Origin of the sequence: Zoogloea oryzae (genome assembly GCF_030161255.1) — a bacterium.
Lineage (GTDB): Bacteria > Pseudomonadota > Gammaproteobacteria > Burkholderiales > Rhodocyclaceae > Zoogloea > Zoogloea oryzae.
In genome coordinates, this window is record NZ_BSPX01000332.1 from 1 (window position 1) to 503 (window position 503).

Genomic DNA, 503 nt, shown 5'->3' on the forward strand with positions numbered 1-503 from the left:
CATAAGCAACTTCATCACAAACTTCTTCCACAGATTGCTTAGAAATAAGATTCCTTCTATAATCTATCAATGTGACGGGTTACTTTTGTTTCTCTTTATGATGATCAATAAATTACCTACTTAACTCAGTGGTTAGAGTATTGCTTTCATACGGCAGGAGTCATTGGTTCAAATCCAATAGTAGGTAGAACTTGTTAGATACCATTGATTCCGGGATCTAATAAGTTTTTCTCCCCACTTTCTTTTCTTTCTTGATTTTGTCTCTTTTCTATCCACGCACTACTCCGATCCCCCTCCTTTTTTTCTAATTGATTTGCTTCCATTAGAATCCAATGCCCAATTACACTTGATTGTAGTTAATCGGCATAATGAAAACTAAAGAGCTTCATCGAATGGACTAATTCGTTAGGAAATAACATTGATAGCCTCTACGCGGGTTTTCGCTCGTCTGAGAGCTAAATTCGCCTCAATTGTTTGTCTTTTTCCTTCTGCTTTACTCAAGT

Annotated in this window: 1 tRNA gene; it reads left to right on the forward strand. The window is 36.6% G+C overall.

Going from position 1 to position 503, the window contains the following annotated elements:
• The first annotated feature begins 114 nt into the window (after positions 1-114).
• Positions 115-187, forward strand: a tRNA-Met gene (locus QQK25_RS25045).
• The last annotated feature ends 316 nt before the right edge of the window (positions 188-503 follow it).